The organism is Pseudomonas sp. IT-P100 (genome assembly GCF_949767185.1).
GTDB lineage: Bacteria > Pseudomonadota > Gammaproteobacteria > Pseudomonadales > Pseudomonadaceae > Aquipseudomonas > Aquipseudomonas fluorescens_B.
This window is the reverse complement of sequence record NZ_CATKQK010000022.1, coordinates 590,874-615,093: the sequence shown is the minus strand read 5'-3', so window position 1 is coordinate 615,093 and position 24,220 is coordinate 590,874. Positions and strand designations below refer to the sequence as shown.

At 60.4% G+C, this 24,220-nt stretch carries 20 protein-coding genes and 2 tRNA genes; 18 read left to right on the top strand and 4 right to left on the bottom strand.

Translation table 11 applies throughout. The features are described from left to right. Nucleotides 1-28: 28 nt before the first annotated feature. The 9 genes from ACM6IQ_RS19020 to pdeM all read left to right on the top strand — a co-directional run bounded on the left by ACM6IQ_RS19020 (nucleotide 29) and on the right by pdeM (nucleotide 10,595). The gene (locus ACM6IQ_RS19020; protein WP_414879537.1) at nucleotides 29-1,063 is read left to right on the top strand and encodes a ligase-associated DNA damage response exonuclease; all 1,035 of its coding nucleotides are present in this window, start codon (nucleotides 29-31) and stop codon (nucleotides 1,061-1,063) included. Beyond that, nucleotides 1,060-2,748 carry an ATP-dependent DNA ligase gene (locus tag ACM6IQ_RS19015; RefSeq protein WP_414879536.1) on the top strand — a complete coding sequence of 563 codons (1,689 nt, stop codon included), beginning with the start codon at nucleotides 1,060-1,062 and terminating at the stop codon, nucleotides 2,746-2,748. Before ACM6IQ_RS19020 ends, ACM6IQ_RS19015 begins: the two co-directional genes overlap by 4 nt. Nucleotides 2,749-3,067: 319 nt before the next feature. Then, nucleotides 3,068-3,850, top strand: coding sequence for a transporter substrate-binding domain-containing protein (locus ACM6IQ_RS19010; protein ID WP_017336791.1), 783 nt, complete (start codon nucleotides 3,068-3,070; stop codon nucleotides 3,848-3,850). A gap of 56 nt (nucleotides 3,851-3,906) precedes the next feature. After that, nucleotides 3,907-4,635 carry an ABC transporter permease gene (locus tag ACM6IQ_RS19005; protein WP_017336790.1) on the top strand — a complete coding sequence of 243 codons (729 nt, stop codon included), beginning with the start codon at nucleotides 3,907-3,909 and terminating at the stop codon, nucleotides 4,633-4,635. After that, on the top strand, nucleotides 4,632-5,342 hold the full coding sequence (locus ACM6IQ_RS19000) for an ABC transporter permease (protein WP_017336789.1): 711 nt from the start codon (nucleotides 4,632-4,634) through the stop codon (nucleotides 5,340-5,342). Before ACM6IQ_RS19005 ends, ACM6IQ_RS19000 begins: the two co-directional genes overlap by 4 nt. 12 nt (nucleotides 5,343-5,354) lie before the next feature. Next, the gene (locus tag ACM6IQ_RS18995; protein WP_017336788.1) at nucleotides 5,355-6,473 is read left to right on the top strand and encodes a succinylglutamate desuccinylase/aspartoacylase family protein; all 1,119 of its coding nucleotides are present in this window, start codon (nucleotides 5,355-5,357) and stop codon (nucleotides 6,471-6,473) included. 13 nt (nucleotides 6,474-6,486) lie between these two features. Further along, on the top strand, nucleotides 6,487-7,251 hold the full coding sequence (locus ACM6IQ_RS18990) for an ABC transporter ATP-binding protein (protein WP_017336787.1): 765 nt from the start codon (nucleotides 6,487-6,489) through the stop codon (nucleotides 7,249-7,251). 204 nt (nucleotides 7,252-7,455) lie between these two features. Continuing rightward, on the top strand, nucleotides 7,456-9,939 hold the full coding sequence (locus ACM6IQ_RS18985; protein WP_414879535.1) for a ligase-associated DNA damage response DEXH box helicase: 2,484 nt from the start codon (nucleotides 7,456-7,458) through the stop codon (nucleotides 9,937-9,939). Next, a complete protein-coding gene (gene pdeM, locus ACM6IQ_RS18980) occupies nucleotides 9,939-10,595 on the top strand; it encodes a ligase-associated DNA damage response endonuclease PdeM (RefSeq protein WP_414879534.1) in 657 nt (218 codons plus the stop codon). Before ACM6IQ_RS18985 ends, pdeM begins: the two co-directional genes overlap by 1 nt. Before the next feature lie 48 nt (nucleotides 10,596-10,643). Here pdeM and ACM6IQ_RS18975 read toward each other — a convergent pair whose 3' ends face one another. Beyond that, a complete protein-coding gene (locus tag ACM6IQ_RS18975) occupies nucleotides 10,644-10,853 on the bottom strand; it encodes a hypothetical protein (protein ID WP_017336784.1) in 210 nt (69 codons plus the stop codon). Nucleotides 10,854-10,959: 106 nt separating this feature from the next. Next, nucleotides 10,960-11,526 carry a dCTP deaminase gene (gene dcd / locus ACM6IQ_RS18970; RefSeq protein ID WP_007904652.1) on the bottom strand — a complete coding sequence of 189 codons (567 nt, stop codon included), beginning with the start codon at nucleotides 11,524-11,526 and terminating at the stop codon, nucleotides 10,960-10,962. 354 nt (nucleotides 11,527-11,880) lie between these two features. Between dcd and ACM6IQ_RS18965 the strand changes: the two genes are divergently transcribed. Then, a complete protein-coding gene (locus ACM6IQ_RS18965; RefSeq protein ID WP_002554837.1) occupies nucleotides 11,881-12,090 on the top strand; it encodes a cold-shock protein in 210 nt (69 codons plus the stop codon). Between the two features lie 110 nt (nucleotides 12,091-12,200). On the opposite strand, the gene ACM6IQ_RS18960 is transcribed toward ACM6IQ_RS18965, so the two are convergent. Further along, entirely contained in the window at nucleotides 12,201-13,211 is a 1,011-nt protein-coding gene (locus ACM6IQ_RS18960; protein WP_414879533.1) for a DUF481 domain-containing protein, read from the bottom strand. A 135-nt stretch (nucleotides 13,212-13,346) separates the two neighbouring features. Between ACM6IQ_RS18960 and ACM6IQ_RS18955 the strand changes: the two genes are divergently transcribed. From ACM6IQ_RS18955 to ACM6IQ_RS18940, 4 genes are all read left to right on the top strand, one after another. Next, nucleotides 13,347-13,727, top strand: a complete 381-nt coding sequence (locus ACM6IQ_RS18955) for an MGMT family protein (protein ID WP_238588318.1) — start codon at nucleotides 13,347-13,349, stop codon at nucleotides 13,725-13,727. Between the two features lie 43 nt (nucleotides 13,728-13,770). Continuing rightward, on the top strand, nucleotides 13,771-15,330 hold the full coding sequence (locus ACM6IQ_RS18950; protein WP_017336781.1) for an AmpG family muropeptide MFS transporter: 1,560 nt from the start codon (nucleotides 13,771-13,773) through the stop codon (nucleotides 15,328-15,330). Nucleotides 15,331-15,460: 130 nt separating this feature from the next. Further along, nucleotides 15,461-17,176, top strand: a complete 1,716-nt coding sequence (locus ACM6IQ_RS18945) for a proline--tRNA ligase (protein WP_414879532.1) — start codon at nucleotides 15,461-15,463, stop codon at nucleotides 17,174-17,176. 17 nt (nucleotides 17,177-17,193) lie between these two features. Continuing rightward, on the top strand, nucleotides 17,194-18,147 hold the full coding sequence (locus ACM6IQ_RS18940) for a hypothetical protein (protein WP_017336779.1): 954 nt from the start codon (nucleotides 17,194-17,196) through the stop codon (nucleotides 18,145-18,147). Nucleotides 18,148-18,239: 92 nt separating this feature from the next. Here the strand turns inward: ACM6IQ_RS18940 and dinB are convergent, their stop codons facing one another. Beyond that, on the bottom strand, nucleotides 18,240-19,301 hold the full coding sequence (dinB, locus tag ACM6IQ_RS18935; protein WP_414879531.1) for a DNA polymerase IV: 1,062 nt from the start codon (nucleotides 19,299-19,301) through the stop codon (nucleotides 18,240-18,242). Between the two features lie 301 nt (nucleotides 19,302-19,602). Between dinB and ACM6IQ_RS18930 the strand changes: the two genes are divergently transcribed. The 4 genes from ACM6IQ_RS18930 to ACM6IQ_RS18915 all read left to right on the top strand — a co-directional run bounded on the left by ACM6IQ_RS18930 (nucleotide 19,603) and on the right by ACM6IQ_RS18915 (nucleotide 24,177). Continuing rightward, nucleotides 19,603-19,679: transfer RNA gene (locus tag ACM6IQ_RS18930), tRNA-Met, on the top strand. A gap of 206 nt (nucleotides 19,680-19,885) precedes the next feature. Then, nucleotides 19,886-19,962 (top strand) — tRNA-Met (locus tag ACM6IQ_RS18925). Nucleotides 19,963-20,239: 277 nt separating this feature from the next. After that, a complete protein-coding gene (mprF, locus tag ACM6IQ_RS18920) occupies nucleotides 20,240-22,882 on the top strand; it encodes a bifunctional lysylphosphatidylglycerol flippase/synthetase MprF (RefSeq protein WP_017336777.1) in 2,643 nt (880 codons plus the stop codon). Continuing rightward, the gene (locus ACM6IQ_RS18915; protein ID WP_414879530.1) at nucleotides 22,882-24,177 is read left to right on the top strand and encodes an AcvB/VirJ family lysyl-phosphatidylglycerol hydrolase; all 1,296 of its coding nucleotides are present in this window, start codon (nucleotides 22,882-22,884) and stop codon (nucleotides 24,175-24,177) included. The genes mprF and ACM6IQ_RS18915 overlap by 1 nt, the downstream gene beginning before the upstream one ends. The last annotated feature ends 43 nt before the right edge of the window (nucleotides 24,178-24,220 follow it).

Genomic DNA, 24,220 nt, shown 5'->3' with positions numbered 1-24,220 from the left:
TAACAAGTCCCTCCATTTTGGTAACAACATGGATCTTGTTATCGCGCGTCCCGAAGGCTTGTATTGCCCCGCCGGCGATTTCTATATCGACCCGTGGCGGCCGGTCGAGCGTTCGGTTATCACCCACGCCCACGGCGATCATGCCCGAGGCGGCAACCAGCACTATCTGGCGGCCGCCCCCGGCGAAGGGATATTGCGCGCGCGACTGGGCCAGGACATCAACCTGCAAACCCTGGCCTATGGCGAACGGCTGCTGCACCACGGCGTCACCCTGAGTTTTCATCCCGCCGGCCATGTGCTCGGCTCCGCACAGGTGCGGCTGGAATACGGCGGCGAGATCTGGGTCGCTTCAGGAGATTACAAAGTCGAGCCCGACGGCACTTGCGCGCCTTTCGAACCGGTGCGCTGCCACACCTTCATCACCGAATCGACATTTGGCCTGCCGATCTACCGCTGGCAATCCCAGGCGCAGGTGTTTGCAGAGATCAATCAGTGGTGGCAAGCCAACGCCGTCGAAGACAAGGCCAGCGTGCTGTTTTGCTATTCCTTCGGCAAGGCACAGCGGATTCTCCACGGCATCGACGCCAGTATCGGCCCCATTCTGGTGCACGGTGCCGTCGAGCCGCTCAACCGGGTGTATCGCGAGAGCGGCGTGTATTTACCGCCGACGATCTACGCCGGCGATGTCAAAAAGAGCGACCCGATGATGCGCAACGCGCTCATTCTGGCCCCGCCTTCCGCTGGCGGTAGCACCTGGATGCGCCGCTTCGGTGACTACAGCGATGGCTTTGCCAGCGGCTGGATGCGTTTACGCGGCACACGGCGCCGGCGCGGTGTCGACCGTGGCTTCGTGTTGTCCGACCACGCCGACTGGCCAGGCCTGCTCTGGGCCATCGAGCAGACCGGCGCCGAGCGCGTCATGGTCACCCATGGTTCGGTGGCGGTCCTGGTGCGCCATCTGCGCGAACAAGGTCTCGACGCCCAAGGGTTCACCACCGAGTACGGCGACGATGAAGAAGACATTACAACCACCGACCCCGAGAGCACCGAGGTGCTGCCATGAAGGCCTTCGCCGAGTTGTATGCGGAACTTGATGCCACGACCTCGAGCAACGCCAAATTGGCGGCCATGCAACATTACTTCGCCCAGGCCGCGCCGGAAGACGCGGCATGGGCGGTGTATTTTCTGTCCGGCGGACGCCCTCGCCAACTGGTGCCAGTGCGCATCCTGCGAGAACTCGCCGTAGCGTACTCCGGCCTGTCGCCGTGGTTGTTCGAAGAGAGTTATCAGGCGGTCGGCGATCTTGCGGAAACCATCTCGCTGGTACTGCCTGAAACGCCCCACAGCTCCACCGACGGATTGGCGGTGTGGATCGAAGAAAAACTGCTGCCGTTGCGCGGCGAATCTCCCGAAGTGCTCGCCGAACAGTTGCCAACACTCTGGTCGCAACTGGACCGCCCCAGCCTGATGCTCTGCATCAAACTGATCACCGGCAGTTTCCGCGTCGGCGTCTCAAAGTTGTTGGTGACCCGCGCCCTGGCGGCGATGGCACAGCTCGACAGCAAACGCGTGGCCCAGCGTTTGGTGGGTTACACCGACCTGTCCAATCGCCCGAGCGCGGCCAGTTACCTGAAGCTGATTGCGGCCGAATCGTCGGATGAACATGCTCAGCGCGGCGGTCAGCCCTATCCGTTTTTTCTGGCGCATGCGCTATCCCAACCGGTCGAACAGTTCGACGGGTTGCTCGGCCCGGCCAGCCACTGGCAAGTGGAATGGAAGTGGGATGGTATCCGTGCCCAAGTGGTCAAGCGCGACGGCCGACTGTGGATCTGGTCCCGCGGTGAAGAGTTGGTCACCGAACGCTTTCCCGAACTCGACAGCCTGGTCCACGGCCTGCCCGACGGCACGGTGATCGACGGTGAAATCGTTGCCTGGAAAACCTCGCCACCGGACACCGAGGATGCCTTCGATCCACTGGCGCCAACGCCGCCCGCGGTCCAACCGTTCGCCCTGCTGCAACAGCGGATCGGCCGTAAAACCCTGGGCAAGAAAATCCTCGAAGAAGTCCCGGTGGTTGTGCTCGCCTACGACTTGCTGGAATGGGCGGGCGAAGACTGGCGCAACCAGCCTCAAGCCAGGCGTCGCACCCAACTGGAGCACGTCATCGCTGACTGCAGCAACCCGGTGTTACTGCCCTCCCCCGTGCTCACCGGGGAAGACTGGTTCGACCTCGCCCGCCAACGCGAAGCCTCCCGCCGCCTCGGCGTCGAAGGCATGATGCTCAAGGCCCGCGATGCGTTATATGGCGTCGGCCGCACCAAGGACATGGGCGTCTGGTGGAAATGGAAAGTCGACCCGTTCAGCGTCGACGCGGTGCTGATCTACGCGCAACGCGGGCATGGCCGTCGGGCCAGTCTCTACAGCGACTACACCTTCGCCGTGTGGGACGGCCCGCCGGACGCCAGCGAACGCACTCTGGTGCCGTTCGCCAAGGCCTATTCGGGGCTCACCGACGCAGAGATGCGCCAGGTCGACAGCATTGTGCGCAAGACTACCGTCGAAAAATTCGGACCGGTCAGCAGCGTGAAACCGAGCCTCGTGTTTGAGCTGGGGTTTGAAGGGATTGCCCTGTCCAAGCGGCACAAGAGCGGGATAGCGGTGCGGTTTCCGCGGATGTTGCGGTGGCGGCAGGATAAATCCGTTGAAGAGGCTGACAATCTGGCCACATTGCAGGATTTGTTGGGCTGAAAGAGGCCTTGTGGCGAGGGCGCTTGCGCCCGCTGGAACGCGAAGCGGTCCCGGTTTACAGAGATTTACGACGGCTGCGCAATCGAGCGGGAGTAAGCTCCCTCGCCACAGGATTGCGTCCGAACGACCTGATTTGGTGCAACCTGTTTGCGACGCCCGTTTTCGTGCACAAATCCCGCCTTGCCATTTCTCGTATCACCTTTTAAAACGCTTGTTCGGCACTCTGGTTCGGAAATTGCTACTTTCAATGGGTCTTACGCTTTCCAGTAACAATAATTCTGCGCCACAAGCGCTCATATTGGTTCTTAGGGATTGAATAATGAAAAAAGCATTGCTGACCCTTTCTGCACTGGCGTTGTGCATGGCTGCCGGCTCCGCGCTGGCCAAGGAATACAAAGAACTGCGTTTCGGCGTTGACCCTTCCTATGCACCGTTCGAGTCGAAAGCGGCCGACGGTAGCCTGGTGGGCTTCGACATCGATTTGGGGAACGCGATCTGCGCCGAGCTGAAGGTCAAGTGCAAATGGGTCGAAAGCGATTTCGACGGCATGATTCCGGGCCTGAAGGCCAATAAATTCGACGGTGTGATCTCTTCGATGACCGTCACCCCGGCCCGCGAAAAAGTCATCGACTTCTCCAGCGAGCTGTTCTCCGGCCCAACCGCTTACGTGTTCAAGAAAGGTTCCGGGCTGAGCGAAGACGTCGCGTCCCTGAAGGGCAAGACCGTAGGCTACGAGCAAGGCACCATCCAGGAAGCCTACGCCAAGGCCGTGCTGGACAAGGCTGGCGTGAAAACCCAGGCTTACCAGAACCAGGACCAGGTGTATTCGGACCTGATGTCCGGTCGCCTCGATGCGGCAATCCAGGACATGCTGCAAGCCGAACTGGGCTTCTTGAAGTCGCCTAAAGGCGAAGGCTACGAAGTCAGCAAGCCGGTCGACAGCGAATTGCTGCCAGCCAAAACAGCTATCGGTATCTCTAAAGGTAACAAAGACCTCAAGGCACTTTTGGATAAAGGTATCAAAGCGTTACACGACGATGGCACCTACGCCACCATTCAGAAGAAACACTTTGGCGATCTGAATCTGTACAGCGGCAAATAATGCCCGGCGCCCATCTCGCGATGGGCGCTTTTTTCATCCGATCAGGTTGCTGATTTATGTTCGAAAACCTCTTACAAAATCTGGGGCTCTCTGCCTTCAGCCTCAAGGGCTTCGGCCCGTTGCTGATGGAAGGCACCTGGATGACCATCAAATTATCGGCGTTGTCGCTGCTGGTGGCCGTGTTGCTCGGCCTGCTCGGCGCCAGTGCCAAACTGTCAAAAGTCAAACTGGTGCGCGTTCCGGCACAGATCTACACCACGCTGATTCGCGGCGTGCCAGACCTGGTGCTGATGCTGCTGATCTTTTACAGCCTGCAAACCTGGTTGACGTCGCTCACCGACTTCATGGAATGGGAATACATCGAGATCAACCCGTTCAGCGCCGGGGTCATCACCCTGGGCTTCATTTATGGCGCGTACTTCACCGAAACCTTTCGTGGCGCGATTCTCGCGGTGCCACGGGGCCAGGTCGAAGCGGCGACCGCCTATGGCCTCAAGCGTGGCCAGCGGTTCTGGATCGTGGTGTTTCCACAGATGATGCGCTTTGCCCTGCCGGGCATCGGTAACAACTGGATGGTGATGCTCAAGGCCACCGCGCTGGTATCGATCATCGGCCTCGCCGACCTGGTCAAGGCCGCGCAGGATGCCGGCAAAAGCAGTTATCAGCTGTTTTACTTCCTGGTGCTGGCCGCGTTGATCTACCTGCTGATCACCAGCGCCTCCAACTTCATCCTGCGCTGGCTTGAACGCCGCTACTCCGCCGGCTCCCGGGAGGCCGTACGATGATCGAACTCCTGCAGGAATACTGGAAACCTTTCCTCTATACCGATGGCTACAACATCACAGGCCTGGCCATGACCCTGTGGCTGCTCAGCGCGTCGATCTTCATCGGGTTCCTGGTGTCGATCCCGTTGTCCATCGCCCGGGTGTCACCGCATTTCTACATTCGCTGGCCGGTGCAGTTCTACACTTACCTGTTCCGCGGGACGCCGCTGTATATCCAACTGCTGATTTGCTACACCGGCATTTACAGCCTGGCCGCCGTGCGCGAGCAGCCGATACTCGATGCGTTCTTTCGCGACGCGATGAACTGCACCATCCTGGCGTTCGCCCTGAACACCTGCGCCTACACCACGGAGATTTTCGCCGGGGCGATCCGCAGCATGGCCCATGGTGAAGTCGAAGCGGCCAAGGCCTACGGTCTGACCGGCTGGAAGTTGTATGCCTACGTGATCATGCCGTCGGCGCTGCGGCGCTCGTTGCCGTATTACAGCAACGAAGTGATCCTGATGCTGCACTCGACCACGGTGGCGTTCACCGCGACCGTCCCGGACATCCTGAAAGTCGCGCGGGACGCCAACTCGGCGACCTTTCTGACCTTTCAGTCGTTCGGCATCGCCGCGCTGATCTACCTGACCGTTACCTTTGCGCTGGTCGGACTGTTCCGCCTCGCCGAACGCCGATGGCTGGCGTTCCTCGGGCCGACCCACTAGGACTTCTTGCAAATGCGCCACCAGATACATGACCTGCTGGCCCCGCTGCCGGGGACCGCACGACAGATTCACAGTTTCCACTTCGGCCCGACGACGGCCCAGGGCAAGATCTATATCCAGGCGTCCCTGCACGCCGATGAAATGCCCGGCATGCTGGTCGCCTGGCACCTCAAGCAGCGCCTGGCGGAACTCGAAGCCTCCGGTCGCCTGCGCAGCGAAATCGTGCTGGTGCCGGTGGCCAACCCGGTCGGCCTCGAACAAGTGCTGATGGATGTGCCGCTGGGGCGCTACGAGCTCGAAAGCGGCCAGAACTTCAACCGCTGGTTCGTCGATCTGAGCGAAGAAGTCGGCAACGAAATCGAAGGCCAACTGGGCGACGATCCGCAGCGCAACCTCGAACTGATCCGCAGCAGCCTGCGTCAGGCGCTGGCGCGACAGACCGCCAGCACTCAACTGCAATCCCAGCGCCTGATCCTGCAACGCCTGGCCTGTGATGCGGACGTGGTGCTGGACCTGCATTGCGATTTCGAAGCGGTCGCGCACCTCTACACCACGCCAGAGGCCTGGCCGCAGGTCGAGCCGCTGGCCCGTTACATCGGTGCCGAAGCGAGTCTGCTGGCCACCGACTCCGGCGGCCAGTCGTTCGACGAGTGCTTCACCCTGCTCTGGTGGCAGTTGAAGGAGCGCTTCGGCGAGCATTTCGATATTCCGCTGGGGAGTTTTTCGGTGACCGTCGAATTGCGCGGCCAGGGTGACGTCAATCATCCATTGGCCAGCCTCGACTGCCAGGCGTTGCTTGATTACCTGATTCACCACGGCGCCATTGCCGGCGAACCGGCGCCCCTGCCGGAGCTGCCGTATCCCGCCACGCCGCTGGCCGCCGTCGAACCGGTGGCTACGCCCGTGGGCGGCTTGCTGGTGTTCACAGCGCTGCCGGGGGAATACCTCGAAGCCGGGCAACGGGTCGCCGAAATCATCGACCCGGTCAATGACCGCGTCACCCCCGTTCACTGCACCGTCGCCGGGCTGATGTACGCCCGCTCGCTGCGGCGCATGGCCACTGCCGGCATGGTGATCGCCCACGTCGCGGGCACCGAAGCCTATCGCAGCGGTTACCTACTTTCGCCTTGAGGATGCATGCCCCATGTACAAACTGACCATCGAAGGCCTGCATAAAAGCTATGGCGATCATCATGTGCTCAAAGGCGTTTCACTCAAGGCCAACACCGGCGACGTCATCAGCCTGATCGGCGCCAGCGGCTCGGGTAAAAGTACCTTTCTGCGCTGCATCAACTTTCTTGAACAACCCAACGACGGCACCATGACCCTGGACGGTCAGAACATCCGCATGATCAAGGACCGCCACGGCATGCACGTGGCCGACGCCGATGAACTGCAAAAAATCCGCACGCGCCTGGCCATGGTGTTCCAGCACTTCAACCTGTGGAGCCACATGACGGTGCTGGAAAACATCACCATGGCCCCGCGCCGGGTGCTGGGCTGCAGCAAGCAGGAAGCCGAAGACCGCGCCCGTCGTTATCTCGACAAGGTTGGCCTGGCTGCACGCGTGGCAGACCAGTACCCAGCGTTTCTTTCCGGGGGTCAGCAACAACGTGTGGCCATTGCGCGAGCGTTGGCCATGGAACCGGAAGTCATGCTGTTCGACGAACCGACCTCGGCGCTCGACCCCGAGCTGGTGGGTGAAGTGCTCAGGGTGATCCAGGGTCTGGCCGAAGAAGGGCGGACCATGATCATGGTCACCCACGAAATGAGCTTCGCCCGCAAGGTATCGAGCCAGGTGCTTTTTCTGCATCAGGGACTGGTCGAGGAAGAAGGCGCGCCGGAAGACGTGCTGGGCAATCCGAAGAGCGAGCGGTTGAAGCAATTCCTCAGCGGTAATCTCAAGTAAACGTCGCCGATAAACCTGTGGGAGCCAGCTTGCTTGCGTGAGGCCATGTCATCCGCCACATAGGGTGACTGACACACCGCTATCGCGAGCAAGCTCGCTACCACGGGGTAAGGTGTCAATCGCTGACACGACAGCAAAGCAATTAAACTTGTCGCATTCCCCCGCGGTCACTGAAAGAACACGTTCAGAGCGCACACCGCCGGCATGGGAACCTCCTCCGACTTCGCAAAGCACTGGTTCACCGCTCGCGGCTGGAAACCGTTCGCCTTTCAGAAACAGGTGTGGGCCGCGGTCAAACAAGGGCAATCCGGGTTGCTGCACGCCAGCACGGGTGCCGGCAAAACCTACGCCGTCTGGTTTGCCGCCCTCAACCGCTTCGCCTCTGCCGCCCCTGTTGAAAAATCCCGCAAACGAAAACCGCTTGCCGAACCACTGACGGTTCTGTGGATAACGCCCATGCGCGCCTTGGCCGCGGACACCGCCCGCGCACTGGAAGCGCCGTTGCGCGACTTGCAGCTCCCGTGGAGTGTTGGCCTGCGCACCGGCGACACCAGCAGCAGCGAACGCGCGCGGCAGACCCGGCGGCTGCCCTCCGCGCTGATCACCACGCCGGAAAGCCTCACCCTGATGCTCGCCCGTGCCGACGCGCAAACCGCGCTGTCGACCTTGCGTATGGTGGTGGTGGACGAATGGCACGAATTGCTCGGCAACAAACGCGGCATACAACTGCAACTCGCCCTCGCTCGCCTGCGTCGGTGGAATCCCGAACTGATCGTGTGGGGTGTTTCCGCAACGCTGGGTAATCAGGCCCACGCCGAACAGGTCCTAATCCCACAAGGCGGTGGCATTAGCGTTCAGGGCGAGACCCGCAAGGCGCTGCTCGTCGACACGCTGTTGCCGCCAGCCATCGAGCGTTTTCCATGGGCCGGGCATATCGGGTTGAAGATGTTGCCGCAGGTGGTCGCGGAACTGGATGCCAGCCCCGCAAGCCTGGTCTTCACCAACACCCGTGCCCAGTCCGAAATCTGGTATCAGGCGCTGCTGGAAGCACGCCCCGACTGGGCCGGCTTGATTGCCTTGCATCACAGCTCGCTGTCACGCGACACCCGCGACTGGGTCGAACGCGCACTCAATGACGGCCAGCTCAAAGCGGTGGTCTGCACCTCCAGCCTGGACCTCGGCGTAGACTTCCTGCCGGTGGAGCGGGTGCTACAGATCGGCTCGGCCAAAGGAGTGGCGCGACTGATGCAGCGTGCCGGGCGGTCCGGCCATGCACCGGGACGCGTGTCGCGGGTGACGCTCGTGCCAACGCACAGCCTGGAGTTGATCGAAGCCGCCGCCGCTCAGGACGCCGTGGCGCAGCGCCGGATCGAACCCCGAGAATCGCCGCATAAACCGCTGGATGTGCTGGTTCAGCATCTGGTCAGCATGGCCTTGGGCGGTGGTTTTTTGCCCGATGAGTTGTATGAAGAAGTCCGCGGGGCCTGGGCTTATCGTGATCTCACGCTGGAAGACTGGACCTGGGCGCTGGCTTTCGTACGCCACGGAGGGCTTTCCCTGACGGCGTATCCGGATTATCGCCGCGTTGAACCGGATCAACAGGGTGTCTGGCGCGTGCCGGATGCGCGCTTGGCCCGGCGCCATCGCATGAGCATCGGCACAATTGTCAGCGACGCAAGCATCCAGCTGAAGTTCTGGAGCAAGGGCGGCGGGGGCAAGCAACTGGGCAGCGTCGAGGAAGGGTTTATCGCACGTCTCAAACCGGGCGACGGCTTTCTGTTTGCCGGCCGACTGCTCGAATTGGTGCGCGTGGAAAACATGACCGCTTACGTCAAACGCAGCACGGTAAAGAAAGCCGCGGTGCCACGATGGAACGGTGGGCGCATGCCGCTTTCCAGCGAGTTGGCCCGGGCGGTAGTCGAGCGTTTCGGTGCAGCGGCGCTGGGCGAGTTCATCGGTCCTGAAATGCAGGCCTTGCGTCCGTTACTGGAGGTGCAACAGCGCTGGTCGGGATTGCCAACCGAGAACAGTCTGCTGGCTGAAACGCTGAAATCCCGTGAGGGTTGGCACCTTTTCCTCTACCCCTTCGCCGGGCGCCAGGTGCATTTGGGGCTGGCGAGTCTGCTGGCATGGCGTGTCAGTCAGCAACAGGCGGTGACGTTTTCCATTGCGGTCAACGATTACGGACTGGAATTGCTCAGCGCCACCTGTGTGGAGTGGTCCAGTGTCCTGAACCCCGGACTGCTGAGTCCTGAGCAGTTATTGAACGATGTGCTCGCCAGCCTGAACGCTGGCGAACTGGCGCTGCGGCGCTTTCGGGAAATCGCACGGATTGCGGGGCTCGTGTTCGCCGGGTATCCCGGCGCCCCGAAAAGTACGCGGCAGGTTCAGGCCTCCAGTGGTTTGTTTTACGAAGTGTTCAAGCAATACGACGCCGGGAACCTGCTCCTGGCCCAGGCCGGGGAAGAAGTCCTGCGCAACGAGCTGGATATTCATCGTCTGGAAAAGACGCTGGAGCACATCAGTCGACTCAGGCTCGACGTGCATCCGGTCAAACGTCCTACGCCCCTCGGGTTTCCACTGCTGGTAGAACGCATGCGCGAAAGCATGAGTTCGGAAAAACTCGCCGATCGCATCAGGCGCATGGTCAGCGACCTTGAGAACACTGCCGAAACCGGAAAAGTCTGATGAGTACGCCCTATCCCATAAGCCTGGCTGGTGAAGAACTATGGTTGTTGCCGGAAAAGGCCCTCTACTGGCCTGCGCAACAAGCCCTGCTGATTGCCGACGTGCATTTCGGCAAGGCCGCCGCCTACCGAACGCTCGGCCAGCCGGTGCCCCGGGGCACCACCTCCAGCAATATCGCCGTGCTCGACGGATTGCTGGCGGCCCTGCCCTGCCGTCAGCTGATTTTCCTCGGAGATTTTCTTCACGGGCCCGGCTCCCATGCCGCCGAGACGCTGAAGGCCTTGGCCGACTGGAGAGCGCGACACTGCCAGCTGCCCATGACACTGATTCGGGGAAATCACGACAAACGTGCCGGGGATCCACCGGCGTCGCTGAACATTCGCGTGGTGCCTGAGCCTTTGCTACTGGGGCCGTTTGCGTTGCAGCACGAACCTCAACCGCATCCGCAGCGGCACGTGCTCGCTGGCCATGTGCATCCGGTCTATCGGTTGAACGGTCGAGGTCGGCAAAGCCTGCGGCTGGCGTGCTTCAGATTTGCCGGGGAAATCAGCCTGCTTCCGGCCTTCGGTGCGTTCACCGGTGGGTATCAGGTCGAAAGGGACGACAGCTGTAGGATTTTTGTCATCGGTGATAACGAAATATGGCCAGTCAGCTGAAGTCTTCAAGGACATCAGCTGACTGGCCATTCGTCTACAACCTGTCAATCAGGCAACCGGCGCGGGAGGCGGCTCATCCGGCAGGGTCGGCTCGCCGGGTTCGGTGGGTTGTTCGTTAGGGGTATCGGGATCAGGCTGGCCGGGGATGCCCCCCGCCATGCTGATTGGCGGATGTGCCAACAAGGACCAGGCCAAGACGCCAACCTGATTGGGCTCAAGCCTTGCCAGTTCGGCACTTATTCGCGGATCGATCTTCATAAAGCACTCCTGAGCAAAGGCCTGGTCCGCTGTGCGCGAACCGGGCAGTACACTCAGTAGAGTGTCTACCCGCTCAAGAATTCCCGCTAGCTGCCAGATGAATCGATCAGGTACGTGGCAGGGTCACGCCGCGTTGGCCCTGATACTTGCCGCCACGGTCTTTGTAGGAAACTTCGCACTCTTCGTCGGATTCAAGGAACAGCATCTGTGCCACGCCTTCGTTGGCGTAGATTTTCGCCGGCAGGTTGGTGGTGTTGGAGAATTCCAGGGTCACGTGCCCCTCCCACTCAGGCTCGAGCGGGGTCACGTTGACGATGATGCCGCAGCGGGCGTAGGTGCTTTTGCCCAGGCAGATGGTCAATACGTTGCGCGGAATACGGAAGTACTCGACGGTGCTCGCCAGGGCGAAAGAGTTCGGCGGGATGATGCAGACATCGCTGTGGATGTCGACGAAACTGCCGGCATCGAAATTTTTCGGGTCGACGATAGCCGAGTTAATGTTGGTGAACACCTTGAAATGATTAGTGCAACGAACGTCGTAGCCGTAACTCGACACGCCGTAGGAGATCACACGGCTATCGTCGCTGCCGCGCACCTGGCGCTCGACGAACGGTTCGATCATGCCGTGCTCTTGCGCCATGCGGCGAATCCACTTGTCCGATTTGATGCTCATGGCGGGTGTCCTGAATAGCGAGGTGGAAAAAATCTGTCCGGCATCTTACCGGGCGCGCGCTTCGGGTTCAAAGACCGTGGCGCAATTCTCGCCGATCCCCCGTAAATTCCGGCGCTTCGCCGCAATACGATGCACCGTCAGTCACGAAAACAGAGAAACCTTCGCAGGAAGCATTGGCACGTCCCGGAAAAAGGGTTAAGGTGGCGCCACTGTGCTGCTTGTGTCACTGAGAATCTCTACACGATATGTTGAATTTCGATCCAACCATCTACAAGAATTTTTCCTGCTCTTTGCACTCAGTCTCGGCCAGGGTTCTTCCTGTGTCGCAGTTATCTTTGTTCAAGGAGTTACACCATGTCTAATCGCCAAACTGGTACCGTTAAGTGGTTCAACGATGAAAAAGGCTTCGGCTTCATCACTCCACAATCCGGTGACGACCTGTTCGTTCACTTCAAAGCTATCCAATCCGACGGCTTCAAAAGCCTGAAAGAAGGCCAACAGGTTTCTTTCATCGCTACCCGCGGTCAGAAAGGCATGCAAGCTGAAGAAGTTCAAGTTATCTAACTTGTACTTGCTTTAGTAAAAAGCCCCGCCCTTAAAAGCGGGGCTTTTTTGTGCCTGTGTGTTTTGCAGGCAAAAAAAATCGCAGCCCGTGGGCTGCGATTTTTTGTGGCTTACCAGGCCACACCGAATCCTGCGGTGTAGCGGGTCTTGTCCAGATCGGCATCGTCATCGGTACCGCTGATGATGTCTCGTTCGGCCTTCAGGTTAAGTGACGCCCACTCGGTCACTTTGTAGCGCAGGCCCACTTCCGCATCGAGCGCATAATCTGCCACGCCCGACAACGGCTTGCCCACTTCGCCATTGGTGAAGAACTCCACCTTCTTGCCGATCAGGTAGCGGTTGTAATCCCACTTCATCGCCAGGGAATAGAAGTTTTCTTTCCTGCCGTCGTCGAACTGGTAGTCCGTGCGGTTGACCAGCGAGCCCAGCGAGAATGCGCCCAGCTCGTCATCCCAGAACTGGTAACCCGGCCCGGTACCGACGGTGCGCTGACGGGAGAGCTCTTCAACCTTGTCGCGCTTATAGACCGCGCGGCCCTGCCAGAACCATTTCTCGGTCAGGAAGCGGTCGAGGGAGTACTCGCCCCGCCAGTTGTCGGTGGTAACCACGTCATCCTGGAATTCACGGTTGTACTCGCCTTCCGCGATATGCCGCCATCTGCCATGACGCGCAGTGGTCTTGAAGTCGATGTCGTAATCGTCGGTGTCTTTTTCCGCCCGCTGGTAATCCAGCGCCGCATCGATATTGCCTTTCCAGACCAGATCTTCGACGACCGGCTTGGGTTTGAGAATCTGCTGGATACTCGCCAGCTCGACCGTCTTCGGTGCCTCGCCGTTTTCCAGCGTCACCTTGCCGTCGTCTGCCGCGTGCAGCGACTTGGCTTTCTCGCCTTTGTAGGTTTCCTGCTTGACCAGCAACTCCTGATCGCTTTCCAGGGTTTTGACCTGCTTCCAGTCGATAGGCACCGAGCCGGCGTACTCGGTCTGAATCAACAGTTTGCCGCCGTCAAACAGCGTGATCTTGCCGCTCAGTTTGTCGCCGTTCTTCAACCAGACGGTATCGGCGAGCACGGGCGAGGAAGCACTCAAGACAGCGAGGCACAGCAGGGTTCTGGACACCATAAGCAAATACAGGCTCAAGTTTGCGAAAAAAGTCGGCATTATCCCAAGGAACAAGGCCCTAGCTTGGACTGACACGACTATTCCCACCGAGTTCATTTCTCAGTAAGCGATCAAGGATTTACTCTACAGACGGTAATGCGAACCTCTTCAGGAAGCCCGAACGTGACTGACCCCACCCTCGAAACAGAAAGTGCCGCGCAAATCCGACGCACGGCGCTCTATCTGACCCTGGCGCAGGTGCCCGAGGGCAAAGTCGTGAGTTATGGTCAGCTGGCCGAACTGGCAGGACTCGGCCGCGCGGCGCGCTGGGTCGGTCGTACCCTGAGCCAGTTGCCCGGCGACACCAAACTGCCCTGGCACCGCGTGCTCGGCGCCGGCGGTCGAATCAGCCTGCCGGTGGGCAGTCCCTCAGGGGATGAGCAGCGCGCGCGATTACGCTCCGAAGGGATCAGTGTCCTGAACAATCGTGTTGATATTCAGCGCCATGGCTGGCGCCCGGTAGAGCACAGCGGTTAGAGTGCGCGCTTTGTTTCCGTAATCTTGAGGCAGACTTCAGCCCATGCCCCGTAAAACCTGGCGCGCCGCGCTCGCCGCCTATGCCAGCCCCTCAACACTTGTGCTGTTGTTGCTTGGTTTCGCCGCCGGCCTGCCCTACATGCTGGTGTTTTCGACACTGTCGGTCTGGTTGCGTGAAGCCGGTGTGGCTCGCGAAACCATCGGCTATGCAAGCCTGATCGGCCTGGCCTACGCCTTTAAATGGGTCTGGTCGCCGCTGCTCGACCAATGGCGCCTGCCCTTGCTTGGCAAGCTCGGTCGCCGTCGCTCGTGGTTGGTGCTGTCCCAGGCACTGGTAATCCTCGGCCTGATCGGGATGGGTTTCTGCGACCCGCAAAAACATCTGTCCTGGCTGATCGCAATCGCCGTGGTCGTAGCCTTCGCTTCGGCGACGCAGGACATCGCGGTCGACGCCTATCGCCTGGAAATCGCCGACGACACCCGTCAGGCCGCCCTCGCCGCCAGCTACATGTCCGGCTACCGGATCGCGGCGCTGCTGGCCACTGCCGGCGCCCTGTTCTTTGCCGAAGGCTTCGGCTCCACCGGTTTCAACTACAAGCATTCGGCATGGGCCGGCACTTACCTGCTGTTCGGTGCCCTGATGGTTCCGGCGCTGCTCACCTCGTTTTTCATGCGTGAACCGCCAGTGCCGTTACGCACGCAACTCCAGGCCGGGCGCTACAGCTTTGCGCATCAACTGGCCTCGGTGTTCGTGCTGATCGTGCTGCTGGTGTCCGTGCCGGCCATGTTTACCCAGCTCTACAACACCGACTTCGCCAGCGTGCTGTTCCAAGGCACGAGCCTGCTCGACCTGCTGCTGGAAGATCGCGCGTTCCTGCGGGCGATTCTCTACACCACGCTCACCGCGCTGTGCCTTTCGGCCATAGGCCGCCGAGGCCTCGCGCCCGTACTCACCCCGATCAACGACTTCATTCTGCGTTACCGCTGGCAGGCACTGCTGCTACTCGGACTGATCGCCACGTATCGGATGTCGGATACGGTAATGGGCGTGATGGCCAACGTGTTCTATATCGACCAAGGCTTCACCAAGGATCAGATTGCCAGCGTCAGCAAAATCTTCGGCCTGATCATGACCCTGGTCGGCGCCGGCATGGGCGGACTGCTGATCGTGCGTTTCGGCATCCTGCCGATCCTGTTCATCGGCGGCGTGGCGTCAGCGGGCACCAACATCCTGTTCCTGATGCTCGCCGACATGGGCGCCAACCTGAACATGCTGATCCTGACCATTTCCCTCGACAACTTCAGCTCGGGCCTGGCGACCTCGGCGTTCGTCGCCTATCTGTCGAGCCTGACCAACCTCAAGTTCTCGGCCACCCAATACGCCCTGCTCAGCTCGATCATGCTCCTGCTGCCACGCCTGATCGGCGGCTATTCCGGGGTCATGGTGGAAAAGTTCGGCTATCACAATTTCTTCCTGATCACCGCGTTGCTGGGTGTTCCGACACTGCTGTTGATCGCCCTGCACTGGTTCCAGGAGAACCGCCGCGAAGGCCCGACACCGACGCCAGAACCGGTGCCGACCCAGGTCGCGGAAGAATCGTAGGACGCTTCGCCGAGGGCGTGGAGAATCCTGCCCTCGAGCCACACCACCGACCGCACGCCTGTACGCCAGCAGATCTCGCCCGTACAATGCTCCGTCATTTCTCGTCATCAGCAACCGACAACGGCCAACCATGCGCACCAGTCAATTTTTGCTCGCCACACAGAAAGAAACGCCTTCCGATGCGGTCGTGATCAGCCATCAGCTGATGCTGCGCGCCGGCATGATCCGCAAACTCGCCTCGGGCCTGTACACCTGGCTGCCGATGGGCTTGCGAGTGATGCGCAAGGTCGAAGCCATCGTTCGTGAAGAAATGAACGCCGCGGGCTCTCTCGAAGTGTTGATGCCGAGTACTCAACCGGCTGAGTTGTGGCAGGAATCCGGTCGCTGGGAAGAATACGGCCCTGAGTTGCTGCGCTTCAAGGATCGCCACGGTCGCGACTTCTGCGCCGGCCCGACCCACGAAGAGGTCATCACCGACCTGATGCGCAACGAGCTGAGCAGCTACAAACAGCTGCCGATCAACCTGTATCAGATCCAGACCAAATTCCGTGACGAAATCCGCCCACGCTTCGGTTTGATGCGCGGCCGCGAATTCATCATGAAGGACGCCTACTCGTTCCACGCTGACCAGCCTTCGCTGCAGGTCACGTACGACCGCATGCACCAGGCGTACTGCAACGTGTTCACCCGTCTGGGCCTGAAATTCCGCCCTGTTGAAGCCGACAACGGCTCCATCGGCGGCGCCGGCTCCCACGAGTTCCACGTACTGGCCGAATCCGGCGAAGACGACATCGTCTTCAGCAACGGTTCCGACTACGCCGCGAACATCGAGAAGGCCGAAGCCGTGCCACGGGAAACCTCCCGTCCGGCGCCGGCTGAAGAGCTGCGCCTGGTCGACACGCCAGAGACCAAAACCATCGCCGCGCTGGTGGAAAAATTCAATCTGCCGATCGAAAAGACCATCAAGACCCTGGTGGTGCACGCCGAAGAGAAAGGCAAGCTGATTGCCTTGATCATCCGTGGCGACCACGAGCTGAACGAAATCAAGGCCGCCAACCAGCCAGGCGTTGCCAGCCCGCTGGTCATGGCGTCGGAAAACGAATTGCGTGACGCGATTGGCGCCGGTGCCGGCTCGCTCGGCCCGTTGAACCTGCCGCTGCCAATCATCATCGACCGTTCCGTCGAGCTGATGAGCGACTTCGGTATCGGTGCGAACATCGATGACAAGCACTACTTCGGCGTGAACTGGGAGCGTGACCTGCCGGTTCCGACCGTTGCCGACCTGCGCAACGTCGTGGCGGGCGACCCTAGCCCTGACGGCAAAGGCACCCTGGAAATCAAGCGCGGCATCGAAGTCGGGCACATCTTCCAGCTGGGCAACAAGTACAGCAAGGCGATGAAGTGCGAAGTGCTGGGCGAGAACGGCAAGCCGGTCACCCTGGAAATGGGTTGCTACGGCATCGGCGTTTCCCGCGTGGTGGCCGCCGCCATCGAGCAGAACAACGACGAGAACGGGATCATCTGGAGCGACACACTGGCGCCATTCCAGGTTGCCCTGGTGCCGCTGCGCTACGAAACCGAGCAGGTTCGCGAAGCCACCGACAAGCTGTATGCAGAACTGACTGCGGCCGGCTTCGAAGTGCTGCTGGACGACCGCGACAAGAAAACCAGCCCGGGCATCAAGTTCGCGGACATGGAGCTGATCGGCATTCCTCACCGGATCGTGGTCAGTGACCGCGGCCTCGCCGAAGGCAATCTGGAATACAAGAGCCGCACCGAGCCCGAGGCGCAAGCGCTGCCGGTCGCTGACGTGCTGTCCTTCCTCCAGGCCCGTATCCGCCGCTGACACCAGATAGAGAAGTCATGTTCAAGCGAAACACCTTAGGCCTCGGTGGTGCCGCCCTGTGCGGCACCCTGCTGGTCAGCGGCTGCGCCAATCACATGTCGCAACGCAGCGAGCACGAGGAACGTGTCGAGCGCAAATTGCTCGACCACAGCCTGCAGATCGATGTCGGTGAGCCCAAGGTGCTTGAGCTGCCGCAACGCCGGGTGAAAATCCACGAGCAGAAGACCTTCGAAGTCACCGAGTTCGAAGTCACGCGGCATTACGACCGCTACACGCCTTACCAACCCTGGCGGGAGATCTACGAGATCCCGCTGGGCGCGGTGGCCGTGGTGGCTGGTGTCGGCGCGAACGTGGTCAACGTGTTCACCCTCGGCAATTTGCCGGATAGCGTGACCAAGGACTGGTTCAGTTACGGTTTTGCCGGGCTAAATCCGTTCATGAACGCGCCGTCGCACGGTCGTGCGCAGCAGAACCTGGCGGGTATCGACGAGGTCCAGCTCGACAAGCGCACGGAATACTCGAGCCTGCCGTGGAGTGAGCGCCCGGTGGAGGTCAAGGCCGGCAAGGAAACGTTCGAGCTGAGCACCGACAAAAACGGTGTGTTGCGCCTGAACCTGCTGGACAGCCCGTTCGCCGAACATGACATCAACCATCTGAGCCGGCTGCTGATCAAGGTCGAAGATGGTCAGGACGATGTGCATACCGACTCAACCCTGGCGGTCAGCAGCTCGTTGCGCGGCAAACTGCTTGAAGCCCATGGGCTGATTTACGACGATCTTGAAGACGACGAAGTGAGCCAGTGGGTCCACCGGGTCAAACGCCTGTCGGAGCTGGGCCTGGAAGAAGAAGCCAGCGAGCTGGAACAGAGCCTGATCGAGCTGACTCGCAACGATCCGGAGTTGCAGACTGAATTCCTCAAGTCATTGACCAAGGATGCCGGGCGATTGGTGGCGGATCCGGGACCGAATTAAGTCCCCTAAAAGATCGCAGCCTTCGGCAGCTCCTACGCGGTATTTTTCCTCCGCAGGAGCTGCCGAAGGCTGCGATCTTTTGTTTTTAGAGGTTATCGCTCAAACAACTCCATCTGCTCAAACCCGCCGCGCAAATCCTCCAGCCTGACCCCAATCCCCAACAACCGCACCGGCTTTCCGCCGCGATTGAACGCCTGGGTCAGCAACAACTGATAACTCCCCAGGTCCCGCCCTGCCCCGGCCTGCTCAAGGGTGGTCTGGGTAAAATCATGAAACTTCACTTTGACGAACGGCTTGCCCGGTCGATAACTGTCGTCAATCCGAGCCATGCGGCCCGCCAGGGTTTCCAGCAACTCCGGTAATTTATCCAGGCAGCTCACCAGATCCGGCAGATCCACGTCATACGTGTTTTCGACACTGACCGATTGCCGCCGACTGTCGTTGTGCACCAGCCGCTCATCGATCCCACGGGCCAGACTCCAAAGTCGTTCGCCAAAGCTGCCGAATTCACGCACCAGCGCCAACTTGTCCCACTCGCGCAAATGCGAACAATCGACAATGCCGAGCCTGCCCAGTTTGTCGGCCGTCACTTTGCCCACGCCGTGCAACTTGCTCACGGGCAAGCCACTGACAAAGTCCTCGACCTGATCCGGCGTAATGACGAACAAACCATTGGGTTTCTTCCAGTCGCTGGCAATCTTGGCCAGGAATTTGTTCGGCGCCACGCCGGCCGAAACCGTGATGTGCAACTGATTGGACACCCGTCGGCGAATGTCCTGGGCAATTCGTGTGGCGCTGCCGCCGAAGTGCGCACTGTCCGACACATCGAGGTAGGCCTCATCGAGGGAAAGCGGCTCGATCAGGTCGGTGTAATCGCGAAAGATCGTGTGAATTTCCTTCGAGGCTTCTCGGTAGGCGTCCATGCGCGGCTTGACGATGGTCAGGTCCGGGCACAACTTCAAGGCGTGCCCGGAAGACATCGCCGAACGCACGCCATATGCTCGCGCTTCATAGTTGCAGGTGGCAATCACTCCGCGCCGATCCGCCGACCCGCCCACCGCCAACGGTTTTCCGGCCAGGCGCGGGTCGTCACGCATCTCGATGGCAGCGTAGAAGCAGTCACAATCGACGTGGATGATTTTTCGCTGGGTCATATGAAAGCGGTGTTCATGGCGTAGAAAAGGAGACATGGCAGGCCGGATTGGCAGTATCTCACTGACACCTGTATATAGCACCAGTAGTCTGAATGTTCTTTCCTGCCCGTAGGAAAAGTCGCAGATGAATTTATTTTCTCAATCGAAAGACCGCCTGCGATAGAGCTGGAAGCCTTGCCACGCCTGACTCCCAGCCGATTACACTGGCGTTCTTTCAAGCTAACCGATTGAACCAGAACAGGTTTTATCCAGATTGAAGGTTGACAGCCCGGCGATCCTCTGTAGAATGCCGACACACAGACGCGGGATGGAGCAGTCTGGTAGCTCGTCGGGCTCATAACCCGAAGGTCGTCGGTTCAAATCCGGCTCCCGCAACCAAACATCAAAAAAGGCTACTCGAAAGAGTGGCCTTTTTTGTGCGCGCCTGTTTTTGCCCCCTCTTTTCACCAGAACCGAGAAATCGTTCTGCTTCCGAAACTTAGCGCTCCCCTGCGACCGTTCGCCGCTTATTCACGCTTATTTGACCCGGTTCCGGATTAACGGTTGACACACAGGCGTATCTCTATAGAATGCCGCCACACAGACGCGGGATGGAGCAGTCTGGTAGCTCGTCGGGCTCATAACCCGAAGGTCGTCGGTTCAAATCCGGCTCCCGCAACCAACATCAAAAAAGGCTACTCGAAAGAGTGGCCTTTTTTGTATCTGTTGAAAAAGTCCTTTCGCAACAATGACCTGTCACTCTGTGGGGAAGTGTTCGGGATCCCTGTAGCGCTGAGATCAGACTATGCTGGATCGCAGACGGAATCCTCCACGACGGATGACCTGCCATCGCCGACACCCGGCGAGAGGCGTTAATATTTGTGATTATTTTTTTCTACAGGGATTGGTAACTTGGCTGGATACCCCCATCCTGTCGCGCACAATCCAAGAGGTGATTGATGCGCGCCAACTCGTCTGATCCACAAGACACTGTCACAGCGACACAACCCATCAAGCCCGAGCGTTTGCGCTTGCTTGATCAGGTCAGCAAGTATCGCCAGCCCATCGGCCTGGCGGTCACCCTGCTGTTGTTCGCGATCGCGCTGATTGCCTGTCGCCATCTGCTGAGCGAACTCGATCTGTACGCTCTGCACGACTCGATTCTTGAAGTACCGAAACCGGCACTGTTGGGCGCACTGGCAGCGACGGTCGTGGGCTTCATCATATTGCTCGGCTATGAATGGTCGGCCAGCCGCTATGCCGGCGTAACGCTGGCGCCGCGAATTCTTGCCCTCGGCGGATTCACGGCATTCGCCATCGGCAATGCCATCGGTCTGTCGATGCTCTCGGGGGGCTCGGTTCGCTATCGTTTATATGCACGTCATGGCCTGGGGGCTTCCGAAGTCGCGCACATGACGCTGTTCGCCAGTCTCTCGCTTGGCTGCGCCCTGCCCCCGCTGGCCGCCCTCGCGACACTGAGCAACCTGCCAGCCGCGTCCGCCGCCCTCGGTCTCTCCGAGATATTGCTGGGTGTGATCGCTGCCGCCGTGCTGCTGCTGTTTATCGTACTGGCGGTCGGGATCTACCGTCGTCGCCTGCCGGAGCAGCCTTATGCGGACAACCTGCTGGTCAAGGTCGGTCGTCGCACCTTGCGCCTTCCGGGCCGCCGCCTGACGTTCCTGCAACTGATCATTACCGCCCTTGACGTCGCTGCCGCCGCAACGGTGCTGTATCTGTTGTTGCCGGAAGCGCCGCCCTTCGGTGCGTTCTTGCTGGTGTACCTGCTGGCGTTGGCCGCAGGCGTGCTCAGTCATGTGCCCGGCGGTGTCGGGGTATTCGAAGCGATTCTGCTGGCCGCCTTCGCCGACAAACTCGGCGCTGCACCACTGGCCGCCGCACTGCTGCTCTATCGCCTGATCTACGTGGTGCTGCCGCTGCTGGTGGCTTGTCTGCTGCTTCTCATCAACGAAGGCCAGCGCCTGTTTCAGACGCGTCAGTCTTTGCGCGCCGCGTCCGGCCTGGCCGCGCCGATTCTGGCGGTGCTGGTGTTCCTGTCTGGCGTGGTGCTGCTGTTCTCCGGCGTAACTCCGGAAATCGACACGCGCCTGGAACACATCGGTTTTCTGATTCCCCATCGACTGGTCGACGCCTCGCACTTCGGCGCCAGCCTCGTCGGCGTGCTCTGCCTGCTATTGGCTCAGGGCCTGCGCCGCAGACTGTCGGCCGCCTGGATGCTCACCACCATTCTGTTGCTGGTCGGTGCCGTGCTCTCGCTGCTCAAAGGTTTCGACTGGGAAGAAGCCTGCCTGATGACCCTGACCGCGAGCCTGCTGGGGGTTTTCCGCCGCTCGTTCTATCGCCCGAGCCGATTGACTGAATTGCCGTTTTCGCCGCTGTATCTGGTGTCGAGCCTGTGCGTGCTCGGTGCGTCGATCTGGTTGCTGCTGTTCGCCTATCAGGACGTTCCGTACAGCCATCAACTCTGGTGGCAGTTCACACTCGACGCCGACGCCCCGCGTGGCTTGCGCTCGTTGCTGGGCGCCGCCGTGCTGCTGGTGGTGGTGTCCCTGACCTGGCTGCTGCGCACTGCGCGCCCGGTGATTCACCTGCCGACGCCGGATGAGCTGGACCGCGCGGTAAAAATCCTGATGGCTTCCGCACAACCGGATGGTGGCCTCGCCCTGACCGGTGACAAGGCGCTACTGTTCCACCCCAACGACGAGGCGTTCCTGATGTACGCCCGCCGTGGGCGTAGCCTCGTGGCCTTGTACGACCCGATCGGCCCGACCCAGCAACGGGCCGAAATGATCTGGCAGTTCCGCGACCTCTGCGACATCCACCACGCCCGGCCGGTGTTCTATCAGGTCCGCGCGGAAAACCTGCCGTACTACATGGACATCGGCCTGACCGCGATCAAGCTCGGCGAAGAAGCCCGGGTCGATCTGCAGCGCTTTGATCTCGAAGCCAAGGGCAAGGAGATGAAAGACCTGCGCTACACCTGGAACCGTGGCACCCGCGATGGCCTGTCGCTGGAGATCCATGAACCAGGACATGCGCCAATGGATGAGCTCAAGGTGATTTCCGATGCCTGGCTGACCGGCAAGAACGTGCGCGAGAAAGGTTTCTCCCTCGGCCGTTTCAGCGATGACTACCTCAAGCATTTCCGCGTCGCGGTGATTCGTTTCGAAGGGCGTCCGGTAGCGTTCGCCAACTTGCTCGAGACTTACGGCCACGACCTGGCCAGCCTCGACCTGATGCGCGCGCACCCGGATGCCCCCAAGCTGACCATGGAGTTCATGATGGTCGGCCTGATTCAACATTATAAAAATCATGGATACGCGCGTTTCAGCCTGGGCATGGTGCCGCTGTCGGGGTTGCAACCCCGTCGCGGTGCACCGCTGACCCAGCGCCTGGGCTCGATGGTCTTCCGCCGTGGTGAGCAGCTTTACAACTTCCAAGGTTTGCGCCGCTTCAAAGACAAGTTCCAGCCTGACTGGGAACCCCGTTATATGGCCGTGCCCGCCGGACTCGATCCGCTGGTTGCCCTGGCCGACACTGCTGCCCTGATTGCGGGCGGCTTGACTGGATTGGTGAAACGCTGATGATTCAACGCTCCCTGCGGTACGTACTGGCCACACTGGTAGTGCTGGCCCTGATTCTCGGTGGCGGTTACTGGTACCTCAAACGTCCGGCGCCAGAACCGACCCTGGAACAGCTGACACCGGCCGGCGGCGCGGCGATGACCCGTGTCATTCCCGGCAACACGCCCCGCGCCCAGGTGCTGGTGGCGGTCAATGAAGACCAGAAACTCAGCGACAAGCAATTGATGACCCTCAGCCGCAGCGGTTCGGCGCAGATCGTTCAAGTGATCCTGCCCAAGGAATGCCTGCTGCAAAGCCGCGCCCTGCAAGCGGGCCTGAGAGAACTCAAAGGCCCGGCGACCCTGGTCAGCGGCATCGGCCCTGGCGCCGTGCTGGCGTGGCGCTGGTTGTCCGAGCAGAAGGACGACAAGTCCCAGGCCGTTTCGGTGGACCTGGCCCTGGAAAAACCCGGCTGCACCCACCTGCTGCCGAAAAGCGCCGCTCACGGCCACTGGCTGGTGGCGTGGAACGACAACCCGGACGACACCAGCGCCGGTTTCGTACGCGACCAACCCAACGCCGAAACCAGCATTAGCGACTACGACATCAACCTGCCACAAGTGCTGAACAACGAACTGCGCAAGCTCCTCGTCGGTGGCGACAAAGCCGCTGGCGGCCTGCAGATTCCAGTGGTTGAAGTGCCGGCCGGCCAGGCCAAGGATACGGTCACCCTGTTCCTCTCCGGCGACGGTGGCTGGCGCGACCTCGACCGCGACGTGGCGGGCGAGATGGCCAAGATCGGCTACCCGGTGGTCGGCATCGACACCCTGCGCTACTACTGGCAGCACAAGAGCCCGGAGCAAAGCGCCCTGGACCTCGCCGAACTGATGCAGCACTACCGGCAGAAATGGGGCACCAAGCGCTTCATCCTGACCGGCTACTCGTTCGGTGCTGACGTATTGCCGGCGATCTACAACCGCCTGGAAGCCTCGGAACAGCAACGCGTCGACGCAATCATCCTGCTGGCCTTCGCCCGCACCGGCAGCTTCGAGATCGAAGTCGAAGGCTGGCTCGGCAACGCCGGCAAAGAAGCCGCCACCGGCCCGGAAATGGCCAAGCTGCCCGCCGAGAAAGTGGTGTGCATCTACGGTGAAGAAGAAACCGACGAAAGCGGCTGCACCGACAAGACCGCCGTGGGCGAAGCGATCAAACTGCCCGGTGGCCACCACTTCGACGAGAACTACCCGAAACTGGCCCAGCGGTTGGTGGAAGTGATTGAGAAGCGTCAGGCGAAGGAAGAGGCGGCGCAGGAGTGATTTGAACCCCGCCCAACAAAAAGCCCCTGCTACCCAATGGTAG

Coding starts and splice junctions, on each gene's coding strand:
- ACM6IQ_RS19020 (WP_414879537.1), top strand. CDS start 29: ATGGATCTTGTTATCGCGCGTCCCGAAGGCTTGTATTGCCCCGCCGGC.
- ACM6IQ_RS19015 (WP_414879536.1), top strand. CDS start 1,060: ATGAAGGCCTTCGCCGAGTTGTATGCGGAACTTGATGCCACGACCTCG.
- ACM6IQ_RS19010 (WP_017336791.1), top strand. CDS start 3,068: ATGAAAAAAGCATTGCTGACCCTTTCTGCACTGGCGTTGTGCATGGCT.
- ACM6IQ_RS19005 (WP_017336790.1), top strand. CDS start 3,907: ATGTTCGAAAACCTCTTACAAAATCTGGGGCTCTCTGCCTTCAGCCTC.
- ACM6IQ_RS19000 (WP_017336789.1), top strand. CDS start 4,632: ATGATCGAACTCCTGCAGGAATACTGGAAACCTTTCCTCTATACCGAT.
- ACM6IQ_RS18995 (WP_017336788.1), top strand. CDS start 5,355: ATGCGCCACCAGATACATGACCTGCTGGCCCCGCTGCCGGGGACCGCA.
- ACM6IQ_RS18990 (WP_017336787.1), top strand. CDS start 6,487: ATGTACAAACTGACCATCGAAGGCCTGCATAAAAGCTATGGCGATCAT.
- ACM6IQ_RS18985 (WP_414879535.1), top strand. CDS start 7,456: ATGGGAACCTCCTCCGACTTCGCAAAGCACTGGTTCACCGCTCGCGGC.
- pdeM (WP_414879534.1), top strand. CDS start 9,939: ATGAGTACGCCCTATCCCATAAGCCTGGCTGGTGAAGAACTATGGTTG.
- ACM6IQ_RS18975 (WP_017336784.1), bottom strand. CDS start 10,853: ATGAAGATCGATCCGCGAATAAGTGCCGAACTGGCAAGGCTTGAGCCC.
- dcd (WP_007904652.1), bottom strand. CDS start 11,526: ATGAGCATCAAATCGGACAAGTGGATTCGCCGCATGGCGCAAGAGCAC.
- ACM6IQ_RS18965 (WP_002554837.1), top strand. CDS start 11,881: ATGTCTAATCGCCAAACTGGTACCGTTAAGTGGTTCAACGATGAAAAA.
- ACM6IQ_RS18960 (WP_414879533.1), bottom strand. CDS start 13,211: ATGGTGTCCAGAACCCTGCTGTGCCTCGCTGTCTTGAGTGCTTCCTCG.
- ACM6IQ_RS18955 (WP_238588318.1), top strand. CDS start 13,347: ATGCGAACCTCTTCAGGAAGCCCGAACGTGACTGACCCCACCCTCGAA.
- ACM6IQ_RS18950 (WP_017336781.1), top strand. CDS start 13,771: ATGCCCCGTAAAACCTGGCGCGCCGCGCTCGCCGCCTATGCCAGCCCC.
- ACM6IQ_RS18945 (WP_414879532.1), top strand. CDS start 15,461: ATGCGCACCAGTCAATTTTTGCTCGCCACACAGAAAGAAACGCCTTCC.
- ACM6IQ_RS18940 (WP_017336779.1), top strand. CDS start 17,194: ATGTTCAAGCGAAACACCTTAGGCCTCGGTGGTGCCGCCCTGTGCGGC.
- dinB (WP_414879531.1), bottom strand. CDS start 19,301: ATGACCCAGCGAAAAATCATCCACGTCGATTGTGACTGCTTCTACGCT.
- mprF (WP_017336777.1), top strand. CDS start 20,240: ATGCGCGCCAACTCGTCTGATCCACAAGACACTGTCACAGCGACACAA.
- ACM6IQ_RS18915 (WP_414879530.1), top strand. CDS start 22,882: ATGATTCAACGCTCCCTGCGGTACGTACTGGCCACACTGGTAGTGCTG.